At 70.0% G+C, this 18,866-nt stretch carries 14 protein-coding genes and 1 rRNA gene; 11 read left to right on the top strand and 4 right to left on the bottom strand.

Features of this window, described 5'->3' with window-relative positions; all coding sequences use genetic code 11:
- Positions 1-353 precede the first annotated feature (353 nt).
- The 3 genes from ACGFIM_RS37130 (at position 354) to ACGFIM_RS37120 (ending at position 2,491) form a co-directional block, all read left to right on the top strand.
- Positions 354-1,289, top strand: a complete 936-nt coding sequence (locus ACGFIM_RS37130; RefSeq protein WP_393210809.1) for an ABC transporter permease — start codon at positions 354-356, stop codon at positions 1,287-1,289.
- Entirely contained in the window at positions 1,282-2,148 is an 867-nt protein-coding gene (locus tag ACGFIM_RS37125; protein WP_393210806.1) for an ABC transporter ATP-binding protein, read from the top strand. The genes ACGFIM_RS37130 and ACGFIM_RS37125 overlap by 8 nt, the downstream gene beginning before the upstream one ends.
- 169 nt (positions 2,149-2,317) lie before the next feature.
- Positions 2,318-2,491: a hypothetical protein gene (locus tag ACGFIM_RS37120; RefSeq protein WP_393210803.1), complete on the top strand. Its 174-nt coding sequence runs from the start codon at positions 2,318-2,320 to the stop codon at positions 2,489-2,491.
- A 1,078-nt stretch (positions 2,492-3,569) separates the two neighbouring features.
- Here ACGFIM_RS37120 and ACGFIM_RS37115 read toward each other — a convergent pair.
- Together ACGFIM_RS37115 and ACGFIM_RS37110 are read right to left on the bottom strand one after the other, a co-directional pair.
- On the bottom strand, positions 3,570-4,532 hold the full coding sequence (locus ACGFIM_RS37115; protein ID WP_393210800.1) for a hypothetical protein: 963 nt from the start codon (positions 4,530-4,532) through the stop codon (positions 3,570-3,572).
- Between the two features lie 392 nt (positions 4,533-4,924).
- Complete coding sequence (locus ACGFIM_RS37110) at positions 4,925-6,241, bottom strand: KamA family radical SAM protein (RefSeq protein WP_393210797.1); 1,317 nt, start codon at positions 6,239-6,241, stop codon at positions 4,925-4,927.
- Positions 6,242-6,418: 177 nt separating this feature from the next.
- Between ACGFIM_RS37110 and ACGFIM_RS37105 the strand changes: the two genes are divergently transcribed.
- From ACGFIM_RS37105 to ACGFIM_RS37085, 5 genes are all read left to right on the top strand, one after another.
- On the top strand, positions 6,419-6,976 hold the full coding sequence (locus ACGFIM_RS37105) for a DUF1707 domain-containing protein (RefSeq protein WP_393210794.1): 558 nt from the start codon (positions 6,419-6,421) through the stop codon (positions 6,974-6,976).
- Positions 6,977-7,129: 153 nt separating this feature from the next.
- Positions 7,130-8,149: a phosphate acyltransferase PlsX gene (plsX, locus tag ACGFIM_RS37100; protein WP_393210791.1), complete on the top strand. Its 1,020-nt coding sequence runs from the start codon at positions 7,130-7,132 to the stop codon at positions 8,147-8,149.
- A gap of 75 nt (positions 8,150-8,224) precedes the next feature.
- Entirely contained in the window at positions 8,225-10,540 is a 2,316-nt protein-coding gene (locus ACGFIM_RS37095; RefSeq protein ID WP_393210788.1) for an HAD-IC family P-type ATPase, read from the top strand.
- Entirely contained in the window at positions 10,537-12,264 is a 1,728-nt protein-coding gene (gene argS, locus ACGFIM_RS37090; RefSeq protein WP_393210785.1) for an arginine--tRNA ligase, read from the top strand. Before ACGFIM_RS37095 ends, argS begins: the two co-directional genes overlap by 4 nt.
- A gap of 121 nt (positions 12,265-12,385) precedes the next feature.
- Complete coding sequence (locus ACGFIM_RS37085) at positions 12,386-13,720, top strand: hypothetical protein (protein WP_393210782.1); 1,335 nt, start codon at positions 12,386-12,388, stop codon at positions 13,718-13,720.
- A 660-nt stretch (positions 13,721-14,380) separates the two neighbouring features.
- Here ACGFIM_RS37085 and ACGFIM_RS37080 read toward each other — a convergent pair.
- Entirely contained in the window at positions 14,381-14,764 is a 384-nt protein-coding gene (locus ACGFIM_RS37080) for a cell division protein SepF (RefSeq protein WP_393210779.1), read from the bottom strand.
- 167 nt (positions 14,765-14,931) lie between these two features.
- Between ACGFIM_RS37080 and ACGFIM_RS37075 the strand changes: the two genes are divergently transcribed.
- The 3 genes from ACGFIM_RS37075 to ACGFIM_RS37065 all read left to right on the top strand — a co-directional run bounded on the left by ACGFIM_RS37075 (position 14,932) and on the right by ACGFIM_RS37065 (position 17,563).
- A complete protein-coding gene (locus tag ACGFIM_RS37075; protein ID WP_393210776.1) occupies positions 14,932-15,696 on the top strand; it encodes a PhzF family phenazine biosynthesis protein in 765 nt (254 codons plus the stop codon).
- Positions 15,697-16,019: 323 nt separating this feature from the next.
- A complete protein-coding gene (gene cpt / locus ACGFIM_RS37070; protein ID WP_393210773.1) occupies positions 16,020-16,556 on the top strand; it encodes a chloramphenicol phosphotransferase CPT in 537 nt (178 codons plus the stop codon).
- 353 nt (positions 16,557-16,909) lie between these two features.
- Entirely contained in the window at positions 16,910-17,563 is a 654-nt protein-coding gene (locus tag ACGFIM_RS37065; protein ID WP_393210770.1) for an NUDIX domain-containing protein, read from the top strand.
- A gap of 1,211 nt (positions 17,564-18,774) precedes the next feature.
- Here the strand turns inward: ACGFIM_RS37065 and rrf are convergent.
- Positions 18,775-18,866, bottom strand: a 5S ribosomal RNA gene (gene rrf, locus ACGFIM_RS37060); the annotation flags it as partial.

Genomic DNA, 18,866 nt, shown 5'->3' with positions numbered 1-18,866 from the left:
ACGCCCTGCCAGTCGATCGCGACTATCCCTTACTCCTTGCCACCAGGGAGTCTCTGGCGCGTTGCAGTTCGGTCACACGTGTGCCTATCCAGCGTCACAGACAATCCGCCTGATGCCTCGCAAATAGTACAAAACTCAACAGACCGACCAGGCCAGCGCATGAACAGTCGATGAAAAGTACCCCCTACCGGACCGTGCTCGCGTCTCCGCCCCCGCGCGCCCGCTCCCTGAGCTACGGTTGACCAGGTCTTGGCAGCGCCTTGGAACCCGGCGCCGCCTTCGATCGTCCAACTGTCTGTCGTCGATCCGTACGACAGACACCCCACCCACCGGGATCCAATAGAGTCCTTGCCATGAGCCAGCCGGAATCCGCTGTCGCGGACGCCCAGGCGGGCGGCCGAAGCGGGCAGGAGCCGCTGGCCAAGCTCGCCCAGAGATACGGGCTTCGCCGTGCCATCGCGCGGCCGAGGTTCCCTGTATATCTGCGCCAGCTGTGGGAGCGGCGACACTTCATCCTGACGTACGCGACGTCGCGCAACGTCTCGAAATACTCCAGCTCCGCCCTCGGGCAGCTCTGGCAGGTGCTGACCCCGCTGCTCAACGCCGCCATCTACTACCTGATGTTCGGCCTCATCCTGGGCGGCGGCAAGGGGATCGAAAACTACCCGGCGTTCCTGCTGACCGGGATGTTCATCTTCACCTACACCCAGCGCACCGTCACCGCGGGCGCCAAGTCGATCTCCAGCAACCTGTCGCTCATCAGGGCGCTGCACTTCCCCAGGGCCTCGCTGCCGCTGGCCTACACGATCCAGGAGCTCCAGCAGCTCGCGATCTCGATGACCGTGCTGCTGGTCCTCGTGGTCGTCACCGGCGAGCTGCCCACGTGGTTCTGGCTCATGATCCCCGTGGTGCTCCTGCTGCAGACGTTCTTCAACATCGGGGCCGCGCTGATCGTCGCCCGCCTCGGCGCCACGATGCGCGACCTCAACCAGCTCCTGCCCTTCATCACCCGCACGTGGCTGTACGCCTCCGGCGTCTTCTTCTCCATTCAGGACAAGGTCGTGGGGTCGGCAGGGCTGCCCCAGTGGGTGGCCGATGTGATGTATCTCAACCCGGCCGCGTCGTTCATCGAGTGGATGCGCGAGATCCTGGTCACCACCTACCGGCCGGAGTTCGGCCACCACCCCCCGCCGATGGTGTGGATGTCTTGCGTATTCTGGGCGGTGTTCGCACTCGGCTTCGGCTTCTGGTACTTCTGGCGGTCCGAAGAGAGGTACGGGCGTGGCTGAACTGACCAAGGAGCTGTCACAGGTGAAGGGCGACAAGCCCGCCGTCCCCGGCAAGGACGCCAAGAAGCGTCCCACCCCGGAGCCTTCGGGCAAGCGGCCCCTCGACGTACCCACGGGCACGCCCACGGTCATCGTCGACGACCTCCACATCGTCTACCGCGTCTACGGCGCCGCCACCGACGCCGAGAAGGGCAACGCGGTCAACGCGCTCACGCGCATCCTCAAGCGCCAGGGCCGCCCGCAGATGAAAGAGGTCCACGCGGTCAAGGGCGTGACGTTCGTGGCCTACCACGGCGACGCCATCGGCATCGTGGGCCGCAACGGCTCGGGCAAGTCCACGCTGCTGCGCGCCATCGCCGGCCTGCTGCCCCCGCACAAGGGCGCCGTCTACACCGACGGCCAGCCTTCGCTGCTCGGCGTCAACGCGGCCCTGATGCGCGAGCTGACCGGCGAGCGCAACATCGTCCTCGGCTGCTACGCCATGGGCATGACGCCCGCCGAGGTCAAGGAGAAGTACCAGGAGATCGTCGACTTCTCGGGCATCGACGAGTTCGTCCAGCTGCCCATGTCCACCTACTCCTCCGGCATGGGCGCCCGCCTGCGCTTCGCCATCTCTTCCGCCAAGACCCACGACGTCCTCCTCATCGACGAGGCGCTGGCGACCGGTGACCGCGAGTTCCGCAAGAAGAGCGAGGCCCGCATCCGCCAGATCCGCGAGCAGGCCGGCACCGTCTTCCTCGTGGCCCACGACCTGAGGGTCATCGAGGAGACCTGCAATCGCGTCATCTGGCTGCACAAGGGCAAGATCCGCATGGACGGCGATCCCAAGGAGGTCATCGCCGCCTACAACAAGGGCTGATCCCCCGTCCCTCTTTCTCCGGCCCCCGCTCTTGGTGGCGGGGGTTTCGCATGTCCGCGCCTTGCCGCGACGGCGCGGGCGAAACGTCTGCGATGCCTGGGGCGAAACACTGACAGCGCGGCAGAGGTTCCGCTAGAATTCGAACGTCGATTCGATTCGAGGAACGGTGATGGAGTGGGGGCGCGCCATGGGAGAGCTGTCGGCCGCGATTGACCACCTGGCCTCCGAAGACATCTCCGAGATCCCGCGGATGCAGCTGGCCGAGCAGCTGCTGGAGCTGCACTGGCAGATGGCCCGGCTGCAGGCCCAGATCGCCCGCCGCACCGGCGTCCGCATCCCCTGAGCGCCGTACGCGCCTCTCCCCGGCCTGCAGGGGCCGGATGGCCCACAGGGGAGGTGCGGCCGGGAGGGGGTGACGGCCGAGGCCAGAAGCCACCGCCAGACGCTCCGGCGAGACGGGAGGACGGCTGCTCGAAACCCGGTGGCCGTTCGAGGCGAGATGGCCGCTTGAAACCCGGTGACTGTCCGAGGCGAGATGGCCGTTCGAGACCGGCGGCTGTTCAAGAGCAGGTGGCCGCTTGAGACCCGTGGCCGTTCGAGGCGCGGTGGGCGCTGCACTGGCCGGACATGCGAAAGCCGCCGACCCCCTGGGGGCCGGCGGCGGGGCGGGGCTCGCGTGGCGCCGCTGCCCTGCAGTGGCGGCGCCGCGCGCGAGCATGCCCGGGGCGAGGGCGCGTTCGCCCTGGCCCGTCATCGGACCGTCCGCGCGGTGCGGAGGTCCCTACGTCATCCCCTTGCACGCCGGCTGCACCGGACGTCCGGCACCTGAGACGCCCTGGTCACCCTGACGCGCTCGGCCGCGACCACCGATGCCCCGCGATGAGAGGAGCACCGGACCGGCCGGAGACGACCCGCCACAGCGGCGCCGAAAGGAAGCTCCCGGTCCGCTGACGGCGCGATCTGCGTGATGGCGGCCGATCCTTGAGAGCCGATCCCTTGAGAGAGGAGCACGGCCTGCCAGGAGCGGCACCAGCTCGTGGCTGCCGGCCTCTCGCCGGGAAGCACTGGATCTGCCGGAGGCGGATCGCCGCGGCGCCCCGGCCTTCCGCCGAAGGAAGCACCGAACCGCCGGAGACGGGATCAGCGACGCCCCGTAGGAACGCGCCCGACCCGCCGAAGACGGGCCCCGCAGCACCCCGCAAGGAGCGCCAGACCCGCCGGAGGGGGAATCCGCCGTGTCGCGGCCGGTCGTTCCCCCGTGGAAACGCCGGTCGCGGGAGGGGAACCCGTCGTGGGGAGCGCGCGAAGCGCGTCGCGTCGCCGGACGAAGGCGAGGGCGCCGGCACCTAGAAGACGCCCGCGGACCTCCATGCCGGCTCACCGGACGAGTCACGCCTCACGAGCCCACCCGGCCCGCGGGCTCAGTGGTGGGCGGCCACCCCGCGCACCGACCCGGTCAGCGCGTCGGTGGTCCAGCCCAGGGCGGTGACGATGTCGCTGTAGGCCCCTGCGGCCTTGACGCCGCGGTTCGCGACGAAGGAGACGGAGTCCGACACGAGCGGCGCGAGCTCGTCCGCGGCGACGGCCTGCGTGGTCGCGGGCAGCGCCTCGACGACCGGCGCGACCTCGGCGGGCGCGACCTTGCCGACCATCGGGGCGAGCCGGCCGTTCTCCGCGTGCGGCAGCGCCCGCGCGGCGGCCTCGCTCAGCCCGGCCGCGAGACCGTCGGCCGAGACGGCCTGCAGGCTCTTGGTGGCGGTCTTGACGGTCCCGGAGGTGACCGCGCCGGCGTCGGCGAGACTCCCGGCGGAGCCCGGCAGCAGCGCGGTGCCGGGCAGCCGGCCGAGCGCGCCGCCGACCGGCGAGGCCAGGACACCGTCCACCGTGCTGAACGCCGCCTCGGCCGGGACGGCGCGGTCGGCCTTGACCGACGGCTGCGCCATGCGCGCCGCGCCCAGGAGGGGCAGCGACGAGGTCAGGGCGCCGCCGCTGAACGCCATGTTGGAGACGATGGGCGAGATCTCGGGGATCGGGCCGCCGGTGCGGGTGATGTCCTCGAACCCGTTGCCCTTGGCCTGGGCCTGGCGCTGCGCCTGCATCTCGGCGAGCCTGTCGCGCTCGACCTCGCTCATCGGCGCGGAGGGCAGGGCGACGGACTTGGCCGTGCCGAGCAGGCCGTTGAGCAGGTCGCCGCCCAGCAGATCGCCGCCGGTCAGGCCGCCGAGGACGCCGCCGAGCGGGCCTGCCGCGGTGGTGCCCCCGGCGTCGACCGTCGCGTGCGCGGCGGTCTCCTTTTGACCATCGGCTTGCGCCGGCACGGCCATGGCCGCCGCCGCCAAGCCGAATGCTGTGACGGCCAGGGCCGTCTTGACTACTCGATTCATGGTTGCCTTCCCGGCTCGTGATCGATCGCTCTCGAATGCGATGGAAATGCGAATCGATAACCCCCGTATGCCGTCGCGTACGCGCTATGGGCACCACACTGAGCGTGTCGCAACGGCTGAGCTACGCAGGAAGTTCTACCACCCGCGGTGAACGGCCCGCAGGCGCATGAATGCCCATGTAGCAGGGGTTTGCAGCCCGGTTACCGAGTAAAGGGGCGGCGTTGAGCGGGCAGACAAAACGGATTCAGGCGGCCTTGTTCCCGATATAGCACGTACAAGATCGCCTGAAATGGGGAGCGCCCCGGAGGCCCGTGAACAAAGGGTCGCGAAAACAAATGTCACGGGTCCGGGGCGCGGTTTCATCCCGGTCGCGATGGACGCGCGCGGCCGGGTCAGGCGGGCAGCAGGGCGTCCGCCGACTCGAACGGAAAACGGTCGGCGAAGGCCGGGCGCAGGTCCGTCAGCCAGACGGCGTTGGGATCGAAGCGCGCGAAGAAGGGCCGTCCCACGAGCGACGGGTCGCGAGCCTGGATGAAGTGGAGGACGAACACCTTCTCGCCGGCGATCTCGGTGACGCCGTCGACGCAGACCTTGCCGGGCGTGGCCGACATGGACGGCCCGCGTACGGTCCGGCACAGGCCGGAGACCGAGGCGTAGGCGTCCCTGAAGATCTCGTACGCCCGCGCCAGCGGGACCGCGAAGTAGTCCTGGGGACCGGTGTCGCGCTCGACGAACATGTAGTAGGGGATCATCCCCATCCGCAGCTGCCGCCGCCACATGCCCGCCCAGGTGGCCGGGTCGTCGTTGATCGACTTGATCAGCGGCGCCTGGGTCCTGATCGTGGCCCCGGTGCCGATGATGTTCTTGACCGCCTCCTCGACCAGCGGCGACTCCAGCTCTCGCGGGTGCGAGAAGTGGGCCATGAACGCGAGGTTCTTGCCCCGCGCGACGACCTGCTCGAACAGGCGCAGGGTGTCGCCGGCGTCGGGGTCGCTGGTGAAGCGCTGCGGCCAGTAGGCGAGGGACTTGGTGCCGATCCTGATGCTCTCGAGCTGCTCCAGCTCCATGAGCGGCTCGATGTAGCGCCTGACCACGGGCTCACCCATGATCATCGCGTCGCCTCCGGTGATCAGCACGCTGGTCACCTCGGGGTGCTGCCGGATGTAGCCGACCATCTGGTCGATGTCGTCCGAGGCGAACTTCAGGTCCGCGTCGCCGACGAACTGCGCCCAGCGGAAGCAGTAGGTGCAGTAGGCGTGACAGGTCTGCCCCTGTTTGGGGAAGATCAGCACGGTCTCTGGATACTTGTGCTGCAGGCCAGGAATGGGCTCGTCGTTGATCTTCGGAACGTTGAGCTCTTTCTGGCCCGCCGGGTGCGGGTTGAGCTGGGCGCGGACTCGATTGGCCTCGGCCTGGATCTCGGCGTTCGGCGCCTCGGCCTTGAGCAGGTCGGCCAGCCGGGCGACGTCGGCAGCGGGCAGCATGTCCTCCTGTGGGAAGACGAGCCGGTAGATCGGGTCGTCGGGTGCGGCCGACCAATCTATGAGTTCTTCCACGACGTAGGCGTTGGTCCGGAAAGGCAGCACCGTGGCGACGGCGCGCACCTTGAGGCGCTCGTCGTCCCCGAGCCCCGCACGCCGCAGGAGCTCGTCGAGGTGCTTGGACGTGTACGCCCTGAAGCGTCGCGTGCCAGCTTGGTTCAAGATCACTAGGCCTTTCCCATCTTTTTTGTTCGATCGCGTGTAAACCTCACGACCCTGTCGCGCGTCTACGGTTCTTAATACCCGGACGCAGGCACTACCGTCACCGGTTCCGCTGGTCTCCAAGTTTTCCTTGAGGTTCGGGACACTCGCGACATATCGCGACTGGGCGTAGACTGACATATCGTGACCCAGGACCCAGAGCTCCGCGCCTCAGACGCCGACCGCGACCGCGTGGCCGCCATCCTGTCCGAGGCACTCGCCACAGGAAGACTTACCAGCGTCGAGCACGCCGACCGCCTGGACCTGGCATACAACGCCAAGACCGTCGGCGAGCTCGCCCCCCTCACCCGCGACCTGCCCGACGTGCCCGCCTCCGGGGTCCCTTCGACCATCGAGAAGCAGGTCATCAGCTCGACCTTCAGCAAGATCGTCCGCAAGGGACGCTGGGTTGCCTCCCGGCACCTCACGCTCGCGGCCGGCTTCGGCGCGCTCATCATCGACCTGTCCGACGCCGTGCTGCCCGGCCGGGAGATCACCCTCGAGACCAGAGCGCGGTTCAGCAAGGTCATCGTCAGGGTGCCCGCCGACGCCCACGTCATCGACGAGGGCAGCTCGATCTTCGGCAAGCGCAACGTGAACGCCGGAGACCGCGGCGACGGGCCGCTGATCAGGCTGACCGGCTCGTCGGCGTTCTCCAAGGTGATCGTCACGCGCGGAAAGGACGACTGGAACCTGCACTAGCCTCGGGCGCGCGAGTGGAACGCCCCTGGCCGGGCACCATGAGGACCTACCCGCCGGTTAACCTGGCAGCTGCCTTGCCTGCGGTGCGGACATCCGAGCCCGCCCACCGGCCCATGCCGTGACGGCGGGCTCGAAGCCGTACGAGGTGACCATTTGTCAGACACCAGGCCGATCGCGCTCGACGCCATGGGCGGCGACCACGCCCCGCACGAGATCGTGGCGGGGGCCGTGCACGCCGTACGCGAGCGCGGGCTGCCCGTCGTGCTCGTCGGCTCGCCCCGCGTTCTGTACGAGGCGCTCGCCGACCACGACGCCACCAAAGAGATCCCGATCGTCCGGGCCGAGGAGGCCCTGGCCATGGACGAGGGCGCGCTGGCCAGCCTGCGCCGCCCCCGCTCCAGCATCGCGATCGCCTGCCACCTCGTCCGCCGCGGCGACGCCGCCGCGGTCGTCTCCGCGGGATCCACGGCCGGCGTCGTCGCCACCGGCCGGCTGCGGCTCAAAGGCCAGCAGGGCGTGCTCAGACCGGCCATCGCCGTCTCCCTCCCCACGCGGCCCACGCCGACCGTGCTCGTGGACGCCGGCGCCAACGCCGAGGCCAAGCCGGAGATGCTGGTGCAGTTCGCCCAGCTCGGCAGCACGTACGCCGAGCTCGCCCACGGCGTCGCCGAGCCCAGGGTGGGCCTGCTCACGATCGGCAGCGAGGCCGAGAAGGGCGACAAGGTCGTCAGGCGCGCCCACGAGCTGCTGCAGGCCGCGCCCGGCGTGAACTTCGCCGGCAACGTCGAGGGCCACGACCTGCTCACCGGCAAGGTCGACGTCATCGCATCCGACGGCTTCACCGGCAACGTCGCGCTCAAGACCATGGAAGGCGCCGTCCGGTACGCCTTCAGCGAGCTGCGCGAGGCCATCGGCGACAGCAGGCTGGCCAGGTTCGGCGCGGCGCTGCAGCGCTCCCGCATCCGCGAGCTGCGCCGCCGCCTCGACGCGGAGGCGTACGGCGGTGCGGTGCTGCTCGGGCTGAACGGTACTGTGGTCATCGCACACGGGGCCTCCAAGGCCCAGGGCATCAGCGCCGCCTGCCGGCTCGCCGCCGACCTGGCGGCCGCCGGCATCGTGCCCGCCATCGGCGAGCGGATGTCGGCGACGGGCCGGCCACATCGATTGTGGTAATAGGGCGAAGTCACCCCCGAGGAAGGGTGCCGACCCTTTAGGGTGTGTCACCGATCCACAGAAACGGGGGGTTATGTGGACGGGCTCACCTCGGTGGTCCACGGGCTCACGTCCGCCCAGGTGGCAACGGCCAAGGCCAACCACGTGCCGCGGCGCTCCAGCAGGTCGCTGAGCGCCATACTCAGGGCGAACGTGCTGACCCGGTTCAACCTCGTCATCGGCGTGCTCTGGGCGCTGATCCTGATCTTCGGCGAGTGGCAGGACAGCCTGTTCGGGCTGGTCATCGTGGCCAACGCGCTGATCGGCATCGTCCAGGAGGTACGCGCCAAGCGCACGCTCGACCGGCTCGCGGTCATCAACGAGGCACCCGTACGCGTGCGCCGCGACGGCGAGGAACGCCTGATCAGCCCCCGCGAGGTGGTGCTCGGCGACCTCATCCTGCTCGGCCCCGGCGACCGGCTGCTGGTGGACGGCGAGGTGGTCGACTCCGACGGCCTGGAGGTCGACGAGTCGCTGCTGACCGGCGAGGCCGACCCCGTGCACAAGCGGCCCGGCGACCAGGTGCTGTCGGGCAGCTTCGCGGTGGCGGGCAGCGGCGCGTTCGTCTCGACCAGGGTCGGCACCGACGCCTACGCCGTACGGCTGGCCGAGGAGGCGAGCCGCTTCCACCTCGCGCACTCCGAGCTGCGCGCCGGCGTGGCCGACTTCATCAAGTACATCACCTGGCTGGTCGTCCCCATCGGCGCGCTGCTGATCTACAGCCAGCTGCGCAACTCGGCCGACCTCGGCACCGCCATCACCGGCGCGGTCGCGGGCATCGTCACCATGATCCCCGAGGGGCTGGTGCTGATGACGTCCATCGCATTCGCCGTCGGCGTCGTACGCCTCGGCCGCCGCCGCTGCCTGGTCCAGGAGCTGCCCGCCATCGAGGGGCTGGCCAGGACCGACGTGCTCTGCCTCGACAAGACCGGCACGCTCACCGCCGGCGGCATGGACCTCGACCAGGTGCTGCCCGTACGCGACGGCGAGCCGGTCGAGCCCGTGCTGGCCGCCATGGCGCACCTCGACGCCCGGCCCAACGCCACCGCCGAGGCCATCAAGGCCCGCCACCCGGTGCCGCCCGCCGGCTGGACGGCCCGCGACACCGTGCCGTTCTCATCGGCGCGCAAGTGGAGCGGCGCCGACTTCGGCGAGCGCGGCACCTGGCTGCTCGGCGCGCCCGACGTGCTGCTCAAGGGCGGCGACGCCTACGACAGGGCCGCCGAGCTGGCCGCATCCGGCGCGCGGGTGCTCGCGCTATGCCGCGCCGACGGCCTGGAGGCCGCCGAGCTCGGCCAGGCCGTGGTGGAGCCCGTCGCGCTCATCACGCTCTGCCAGCGCATCAGGCCCGACGCCCGCGAAACCCTGCGCTACTTCGCCAGGCAGGGCGTCACGGTCAAGGTCATCTCCGGCGACAGCCCGCTCGCGGTCTCGGCCATCGCCGCGAGCCTCGGCATCCCCGGCGCCGAACGCGCCGTGGACGCCCGTACGCTCCCCCACGACGACCCCGCCGCGCTCGGCGAGATCCTCGACTCCCACACCGTCTTCGGCCGCGTCACGCCGCAGCAGAAGCGCGAGTTCGTCACCGCGCTGCAGGCCCGCGGCCACACCGTCGCCATGACCGGCGACGGCGTCAACGACGTGCTCGCGCTCAAGGACGCCGACCTCGGCATCGCCATGGGCGCGGGCAGCCCGGCCACCAAGGCCGTCGCGCAGGTCGTGCTGCTCGACAACACCTTCGCCACGCTGCCCCACGTCGTCGGCGAGGGCCGCCGCGTGCTCGCCAACATCGAGCGCGTCTCCAACCTGTTCCTCACCAAGACCTTCTACGCGATCGTGCTGTCGCTGCTCGTCGGGGTGGCGGGCGTCGCGTTCCCGTTCGCGCCCCGCCACTCGACGCTGACGAACGCGCTGGTCATCGGCATCCCCGCGATCTTCCTCGCGCTCGCGCCCACGCTCGAACGCTCGCAGCCCGGGTTCGTCGCCCGGGTGCTGCGCTTCGCCGTACCGGCCGGGGTGCTGTGCGCGCTCGCGGTGATGGCGACGTTCTGGGCCGCCCACGACGCCGCCGCCCCGCTGCTGGAGAACCAGACCGCCGCCGTGATCACGCTCTTCCTCACCACCTGGTGGGTGCTCGTGCTCATCGCCAGGCCGCTCAACTGGTGGCGCGGCGTGCTGGTCGCGGCCATGGCGGCGCTCTTCGCGGCCGGGTTCGCGCTGCCGTTCATCAGGGACTTCTTCGCGCTCGTACCCGGCGGTCCCGGCGACGTTCTGACCGCCGTCGGGATCTCGTTCGCGGCGGCGATAACGATAAGCGTGGCGGTCAAGCTCGCCGGTACCCTTAGACCATGACCGACCCGCAGAAAGTGCTCACCGAGCGCGTCCAGCAGGCGCTGGGTCGCGCGTTCGGCTCCGAGTACGCCGACGCAGACCCGCTGATCCGGCCCTCCCAGTTCGCCGACTTCCAGGCGAACGTCGCGATGAGCCTGGCCAAGCGCCTGCGACGGAGCCCGCGGGAGGTCGCCGAGGCGATCAAGGCGGAGCTGTCCGATTTCCCCGGCACGGTCGAGGTCAGCGGCCCCGGCTTCCTCAACATCACGCTCGCCGACGAGTGGATCGCGTCCGAGGCCGACGAGATGCTCGGCGACAAGCGGCTCGGCGTCGGCCTCAGCACACCGCCGCAGACCGTCGTGATCGACTACTCCGCGCCCAACGCGGCCAAGGAGATGCACGTCGGCCACCTGCGCACCACCATCGTCGGTGACGCGCTCGCCCGCCTGCACGAGCACGTCGGCAACACCGTCATCAGGCAGAACCACCTCGGCGACTGGGGCACCCCGTTCGGCATGCTCATCGAGCACCTGCTCGACATCGGCGAGCCGGCCGCCGTCGCCCAGCTCGAAGCCGGTCAGGGCACAGAGTTCTACCAGGCGGCGCGCGCCAAGTTCGACAGCGACGACGACTTCAAGGCCCGCGCGCGCAAGCGCGTCGGCACCCTCCAGTCGGGCGACCCCGAGACGCTGCGCCTGTGGCACGTCTTCATGGACGCCACCGTGCGCTACTTCAACAAGGTCTACGACCTGCTGGGCGTCACGCTCACCGACGCCGACATCGCCGGCGAGAGCATGTACAACCCCATGCTGCAGAAGGTCTGCGACGACCTCGAGGCGTCCGGCACCGCGAAGATCAGCGAGGGCGCGCTCTGCGTCTTCCCGCCCGGCTTCACCGGCCCCGACGACAAGCCGCTGCCGCTCATCATCAGAAAGAGCGACGGCGGCTACGGATACGCCACCACCGACATGGCGGCCATCCGCTACCGCGTTCACGACCTCAAGGCCGACCGCATCCTCTACGTCGTGGGCAGCGACCAGGCGCTGCACTTCCGCATGGTGTTCGCCGCCGCCAAGATGGCCGGCTGGCTGCCCGACAGCGTCTCGGCCGAGCACGTCCAGATCGGCATGATGCTCGGCAAGGACGGCCGCCGCTTCAAGACCCGCTCCGGCGAGTCGGTCAAGCTGATGGACCTGCTCCAGTCGGCCGTCGACAAGGCGTACGCGCTGATCGCCGAGCGCGGCTACGACGAGGAGACCCGCAAGGAGATCGCGCGGGCGGTCGGCATGGCCGCGGTGAAGTACGCCGACCTGTCGGTCAGCCACGACAGCGAGTACGTCTTCGACCTCGACCGCATGGTGGCCTTCACCGGCAACACCGGCCCCTACCTGCAGTACGCCCAGGCCCGCATCCGCTCCATCTTCCGCAGGGGCGGCCTCGACCCCGACGACGCCACCGGCCCCATCAGGCTCGGCGAGGCGCCCGAGCGCGCGCTCGCCCTGCAGCTGCTCGGCTTCGGCGCCGTCGTCGAGCAGGCCACGGAGCTGAGCGAGCCCCACCGGCTGTGCGCGTTCCTCTACGCCACCGCCACCGCCTTCACCGACTTCTTCGAGCAGTGCCCGGTGCTCAAGGAAGGCGTGGACCCCGAGACCCGCGCCTCCAGGCTCGCCCTGTGCGCGCTGACGCTGCGGGTCATGGAGACGGGGCTCAACCTCCTCGGTGTCCCTGTCCCCGAGCGCATGTAAACCGGCACGTTGGCTCAAAGTCTCCCGTACCGTCGTGGGCGCGCCTCCATCGGGTTGGCGCGCCCCAACGGCTAGGCTTTACGCGGTCATGAACCGCGGCCGAAACGGGGAGTTCTCTGCCTTGAGCACAGACCTGACTGCGAGCCCCCCAGCAGCGACCGAGCTGCATCGCTATGCCGAAGCGCTGATCGCGCACCTCGCCGCCAAGGGCACCGCGCCGCCGGCCGCACCGAGCTTCAGCGACATACCCGGCTACTGGCTGCCGCCCGCCGTCGAGGCGCTGGTCGCGCTGCTGGCCGGCGACGACCCGATGGAGCCGCTGAGCCGGGCCGCCGGGCGCGACCAGCAGCAGACCGCGCTCTTCCTCTGCCTCGCGCTGGCCGTCTCCGGCCAGGGCAGCCGCATCCACGCCTCCTGGCTCGGCACCGCCTTCGGCGAGCTGTCCGTCGACCGGCCCGTCACCCACGGCCAGCGCTCGCTCTGGCTGGCCGCCGCCAGAGGCGCCTACGGCCCCGCCGGCAAGATCTTCGTGCTGCGCAAGCTCGACGCGCTCTCCGTGCAGAACCACGCCGACGCCGAGCAGTGGATCCAGGCGCTGGTGCCCGGCGAGCCCTCCGTCGTCGTGCCGCCGTCGCTGGCCGACTTCCCCGAGATGGCGGAGATCCCCGAGCTGGCCAAGCCCGCCATGGCCGCCGACCGCCTGGCCAGGCTGCGCGCCCGCTGCGCCGAGATCACCTCCGCCCGGCAGAGTGAGCAGGCCGCCGGCGCCCCGCTCGACAACAGCGCGGGCGAACCCGCCGCCAACTGGGCCGAGGACGAGCCGCTCGCCGTGCTGCGCTCCCTCATCGGCCAGGGCGGGCCCGCCGGGCCGATGGCCTCGCTCCACACGTACCTGCTCGACGACCTGCGCCCCGGCGCCGACCCGCACCTCGCGGCGATCGCGCTCCACGTGGCCGCCCCGATCCTGCGCGGCGCCGCCGAAGAGCTCGAAGCCGACAGCCGCCTTGAGCCTCCGGAGACGCTCACCGTGCCGCTGCTCGGCCACCGCATCCGGCTGCGCCCCGAGGGCCCCGACCAGACGTCGCTGGCCGCGGCCGAGGAGTCCATCCGTACGGAGGGCATGACGCCGCCAGGACGGCCCTGGGCCGCGATCGTCCTCATCGTCCTCGGCGTGGCCTGCCTGGTCGGCGCCGTCGTCGCCGAGGTCCTGCTCGCCGCCGCTGCCGTCGCCATGATCGGCCTGGCCGGCTGGCGGCTGTGGCAGCGCCGCAAAAAGATCGAGGCGGACGCCCGCTACGTCGACAAGCAGGTCAGCGAGCTACGCGAGCTGGCCGAAGGGGCGGTGTGGGCGCTGCACGCCTACGCCCGCGAGGCCGAGGCCCGCGCCAAGCAGGCCGCCGAGGACGCCGCCGAACTCACCCGCCTCATCCGCCGCGGCCCTCGCGCCGCCCACTGACCACCCTCCGCCGGAGAGGGCACCGGGACCGGCCGCCGCTTCCGACGCCGCGCAGGGTCGCCGAGGCCCGCCCCACCATCACCCGCGCCCCGGGCAGCCTCATGGTCGGCCACCGCCTTGGTCGCGCTGCGCGCCGGGCATGCGCGAAGCACAAAGTCCCGGCAACCACCTGCGCCGGGCATGCGCGAGGCGCGGGTCGCGGGGACCGCCCGCATGGGGCGCGCCCCGGTCACCGCCCGCTACGGGCCTGCCTTCCCTGCACGCAGGTGACGTCGTTCTCCCCGCTCCGCACTCGCACGCTCACGGAGAGTGAATGCCGAGGCGCCCAGAAGCCCCTCGGCGAAAACCGGAGAATGGCAGACGGCCCGGAACCGGGAGGGAGACGGCCCGAACCCGCGACGACATCAACTCGAAGAGTCAACGGAGCCGCACAGCACCGCCCCGGACACCTTCCGGAGCAGACCCGCACGGCGTCGATCCGGAAGACGGCCCGACAACGGCCTGACCTCGCACGACATCAACCCGGGGAAAGGCGACTCGACCCTGCACGCGCGACATCGGCACGACACCGAGACGGCCTCATGACGGCACCGGAAAAGCCCCGGCCACCCCGGCCGGGCCCGGCACGCGGAATCACCGGCAGGAACCGGTGTGGCCGGGTCAGGTGACCTCGATCTCCACGTGCGCCGGCGCGAGCAGGAACACCCGCTCAGCGATGCGCTCGATCCGGCCCTCGCACCCGAACACCAGCCCGGCCGCGAAGTCCACCATCCGCGTCGCCTCGGACATCGGCATGGCGGTGACGTCCATGATCACCGTTTGACCGTCGCGGAAATGCCGGCCGACCACTGGTGCGTCGTTGTACTTGAGCGGCTGCACCATGACGATGCGCGATGAGTCGACGTTCGCCCGCCACCTGCGGGCTGCCCGCTCGGTCGCCGGGACGTACTCGTCCTCGTACTGGTCGTCGTACTCGTAGCCCTCGTCGTAGTGCTCGGCCCCGCTCAATCCAAGGTAGCTCACCACCTTGTGCACTGCCCCCATCGGCTTGTCCTTTCCTCAGGAACTCACCGTAATCGGCACGTCCCTACACATTGGACGGTAACCGACGATTCCGCATTCGCCACGCGACACGCCCAGCCCTAATTCCATTTTGTACGGCTTGCAGCCCGCTTGCAGCTGGATATCCGCCCCCCTATACCATCGGCCCCATGCGCCTCTTCACCGTCGACGCCTTCACCGGCACGGCTTTCAAGGGTAATCCCGCCGCCGTCTGCCTGCTGGACTCTCCGGTTACTGATCGATGGATGCAGAGCGTAGCCGCCGAGATGAACCTCTCCGAGACCGCATTCCTGCTCGGAGATTCCCTGCGCTGGTTCACCCCGGCCGTCGAGGTCACGCTGTGTGGTCACGCCACGCTGGCCACCGCGCACGTCCTCTATTCGACCGGAGCCGCGACGGGCACGCTCGAATTCCGCACCGCCAGCGGCACCCTTACCGTGAATCGCCGCCCCGACGACATGATCACAATGGATTTCCCGGCCAAGGAGGCGACCCCTGTCGCCGTTCCTGCCGGCCTGGAGAAAGCGCTCGGCACCACCCCGGTCCGGGTCGGAAAAAGCAGGCTCGACCTGCTGGTGGAGCTGGACTCGGAGGAAACCGTACGCGACCTCGCCCCCGATATCGCGGCGCTGGCCGCAGTGGACGCGAGAGGCGTCATCGTCACCGCCCCCGGCAGCGACACGGACTTCGTCTCTCGTTTCTTCGCGCCGAACGTCGGCGTCCCTGAAGACCCGGTGACGGGCTCCGCTCATTGCGCTCTCGCGCCGTACTGGGCGGAGCGTTTCGGGCGCACGTCTTTGGTGGGGGCGCAGCTGTCCAAGCGCGGCGGCATCATCCACGTCACGCACGCCGGTGACCGCGTCCACCTGGCGGGCCAGGCGGTCACGGTGATGTCCGGCACCCTCCACATCTGACCCCGCCACACCGGCCCGCCCCGACCGGCCACGCGCAGGCGGGGCAACGGAGCCACAGGAGACACGGGACCGCGAGGGACGCGAGCCGACAGAAGACGCGGGAGCGGGCGGCCGGAAGGGACGGGACAGGAGCGGGGCGAGGACGGGCGGGATCGAGGCGAAAGCGGACCGAAGTGAGACGACGGCGAACGGATCGGGGCGAGAGCGGACCGAAGCGAGCCAAAGACGAACGGGATCGGGGGCGAGAGCGGACGCAGAGCCGGTAGAGCGCTGAGCTGCGAAAACCAGTTCCGGAGCGACCCTGCGGCCTTTAGGGTGACCGGGTGGCAACAGACATCATCGTGCTCAACGGCGGTTCCAGCTCCGGCAAGTCCGGCATCGTACGGTGTCTCCAGGCGATCCTCCCCACCCCGTGGCTCGCGCTCGGGGTGGACACCATGGTGGAGGCGCTGCCCGCGAAGCTGCAGGCATCGGAGGAGGGGCTCGACATCGGTCCCGACGGCACGGTGAACGTCGGTGCCGAGTTCGCCGCCCTCGACCGCGCCTGGTCGGCGGGTGTGGCCGCGATGGCCCGCGCCGGCGCCCACATCATCATCGACGACGTCTTCCTCGGCGGCGCCGCCTCCCAGGAACGCTGGCAGAAGGCCCTCGCCGGGCTCGACGTGCTGTGGGTGGGCGTCAAGTGCGACAAAGAGGTGGCGGCCGGCCGGGAACTCGCCCGCGGCGACCGCATCCCCGGGATGGCCGCACAGCAGGCGGAGATCGTCCACAAGGGCGTCACCTACGACCTGGAGGTGGACACCACACGCGCGGAGTCCCTGGAGTGCGCCAAAATAATCGCCGCCCACGTCACCACCTGACAACGCCTCCTGACTGCGTCACCACCCCACGAGGCCTTCTCCCGTCCCCCTCTGAGGCGGCCGCCCCCTCACCTCACCCCCAAAACAACACCTTCGCCGTCACCCCCAACAACACCCTCGCCGTCACCCCCACAACGCCCCCTCATCGTCGCCCCCAACAACACCCTCTCGCCGCCACCCTCAAGCAACGCCCCTCGCCGTCACCCCCAACAACACCTTCATCGTCACCCCCGAACAACGCCCTCGCCATCGCCTTCCGACGCGAGCCTTCGCCACCCGGCAGCCGCCGATGCCCCGAGCAGCACGAGGCTCGTCCTTGGGCACGAGGCTCGTCCTTGGGGAGGAGACGCCCGATGCCGCAACGCCAGCAGGTCACCGTCGACGTCCATGCGATCCTCGAACGCGGCGACGACGTCCTCCTCTGCCTCCGCCAGGGCACCGGCTACCGGGACGGCTGGTACTGCCTCCCTTCAGGGCACCTCGAGGAAGGTGAGACCGTCGTCGAATGCGCGATCCGGGAAACCCGCGAAGAGGTCGGCGTCCGCATCGACCCCGCCGCGCTGCGACCGGCGACCGTCCTGCACCACCTCAACCCCGAAGGACAGCCCCGCGGCTTCTTCTTCGCCACCACACAGTGGACCGGCACCATCGTCAACGCCGAACCGCACAAGTGCGCCGCCGTCGATTGGTTCCCCGCCCACCGCCTCCCCGGCAATACGGTCCCGTACACGGTCGCCGGCCTCCGGCACTACCACCGCAACCAAGGCATAGGCACCCACGGCCGGCCCACCCCGCCCCAGGACCTGACCAGCCCTCCGCACCCGCACCGAGATCCCGACAAAGGCGCCAGTAGCCCGAGGGACCACCCACCGCCCAACGCCACTACCAGATCACGTCACCCCGCCCGCTCCACAGCAACGCCCGTCTCCTCCACAGCGACGCCCCGACACCCGCACGACAACGCTCCACCACTCCACGGCTCCTCCCCGGAGTTTCCAGGCGGCTGAACAGTCCCCTCTTCCGAACAACCGCCCCGAGCCACAGAGCCACCCCGAAAACCCGACACGAGGCCACCCCGGACGACTAAGGCAGAGCCACCTCCCGACAACCGACGCAAGACGCTCCTCTGCAGCGCCGCACAGACACCTCCGGAACTTCCCAGCCCCCGCAGCGGCGCACAGACACCTCCGGGACTTCCCAGCGGAAGACGCAGCCCCCTCCCAGACGACCGCCCCAAAGCTGCTCCCGGGCCGACTGACCAGAGCCACATCAGACGACTGGCGCAGGACCGCTCCGCGGCCAACGGCGCAATGGCACCTCCAGTACTGCCCAGCAGAAGACGCAATCCCCACACCGGAGGCCCAACGGCGAGCCATTCCCGTACCACTGCCCAGGGCCGCTACCGAACAGCCGGCGCCCCACAGGCAGCCGACCTCGCTGACAGGCGACGCAGACCACCTCCCTCAGATCGAGCACGCAAGATGCAGCCCCGCCAGACCTCAACCAAGGCCACCTCCGGACGCCTTACCGAGAACCACCTCCGAACGACTGACCCGACCCGCCCCCGGACGACCAGCCAAGCCGCCCCCGGACGGCGAACCAGACCCGCTCATGGGCGACTAACCAAGACCGCCCACGGACGGCTGGCCAGAGCCGCTTCCAGACGACCGAGGCGGGGACGTCTGCAAGCGGCTGGGTCGGAGTCGGCGACGACTGACTCCCGGTGCTTCCCCCACGCTGATCCTCAGAGCCTCGCCAGCCTGCGCAAAAACGCTTGCGAACGTGCGCATCAAGACCGCCTGGACGCGCGCTGACAGCGCCAGGACGCGCGTCGAGACCGCCTGAACAATCCGGTGCGCGTCAAGACCACACGACAATACGCAAAAGGCCCTCCCAGACGGGTCGTCGCAAACGGCCCTCCCAGACGGCTCGTCGCAAACGGCCCTCCCAGACCGGCTGATCCGAGCGGCCTTCTCAAACGAGATGCTCGCGGCCCTTCCTCAACCACCCACACCACCCAGACCGCCCAGACCGGATCAAGCCCCCAGACCGGATCAAGTCCAGCCCGACAGCCGACCCCTCAGCAGCGAGCACGCTCCCTGACCCACCACGAGACCACCTCACGTGTCCCAGAAGCGGCGGGCAAGAGTATCCAGACACACAAAAAGGAGGGGTCCCAAGCATCCCGAAAGATGCTGGAACCCCTCTCTCAAAGATTGTCCGGCGGTGACCTACTCTCCCACACCCTCCCGAGTGCAGTACCATCGGCGCTGGGAAGCTTAACTTCCGGGTTCGGAATGTAACCGGGTG

This window comes from Nonomuraea sp. NPDC049309 (assembly GCF_043196965.1).
Taxonomy (GTDB): Bacteria; Actinomycetota; Actinomycetes; order Streptosporangiales; family Streptosporangiaceae; genus Nonomuraea; species Nonomuraea fastidiosa.
This window is presented reverse-complemented; position numbering and strand designations above follow the sequence as displayed.